Source organism: Acetobacter sp. DsW_063 (assembly GCF_002153745.1).
Lineage (GTDB): Bacteria > Pseudomonadota > Alphaproteobacteria > Acetobacterales > Acetobacteraceae > Acetobacter.
In genome coordinates, this window is the sequence record NZ_JOPL01000161.1 from 1 (window position 1) to 571 (window position 571).

Sequence of the window (571 nt, forward strand, 5' to 3'; positions counted from 1 at the left end):
TCGAACTTGGCGCGCAGATCCTGACTCATGATTTCTCTCTTAACGCCGCCTCAAACGCGTCCTGGCGTCGCTCTGACAATTTGGAAAACGCCCGGCTCCAGAAGCACAGGCGCTCAAAGGGCATGTCGAGGATTTCCGCCTCGCTGAAACCACCCTCGCTCTTCAGGCTGGCGAGGACGACGGGCCAGTCTTCCGGCCACTCGGCAAAAAACTTGCGGCCGCCTCTGACAGACTGATGAAGTCTGCGGCGTCGAGATCCGCGATGAACCTGTCAGCCTTTGGTCCGACGAGCCCAAGCGCGCCCACCACCATCTTTTCAGCGCGGTCGCCTTCGCCTTTTGCATTCAACACCGCGACCATCGTGCGACCACTCAGCCGCTTGAGCTGCAACTGCCGGGGGCCATCGCCGACCGGATAAGCCAGCAACGCCGTGATCGATCCGTCGTCGTTGCGCACATATCCATCCGGCAGCGCCTTGGCCTGCGCCTCGTCCTCTATCCCGCTGGCCATGTCGTCAACTGTAATCACGTTCGGGTCCATCAGCTTGTCGTCTCCGTGTAGGTGCTCATAT

General features: G+C 60.4%; 1 protein-coding gene. It reads right to left on the bottom strand.

The genetic code is table 11. The features are described from left to right. Positions 1-162 precede the first annotated feature (162 nt). Positions 163-571, bottom strand: a 409-nt coding sequence (locus HK28_RS13550) for a hypothetical protein (RefSeq protein ID WP_233140560.1), incomplete at its 5' end; no start/stop codon positions are given.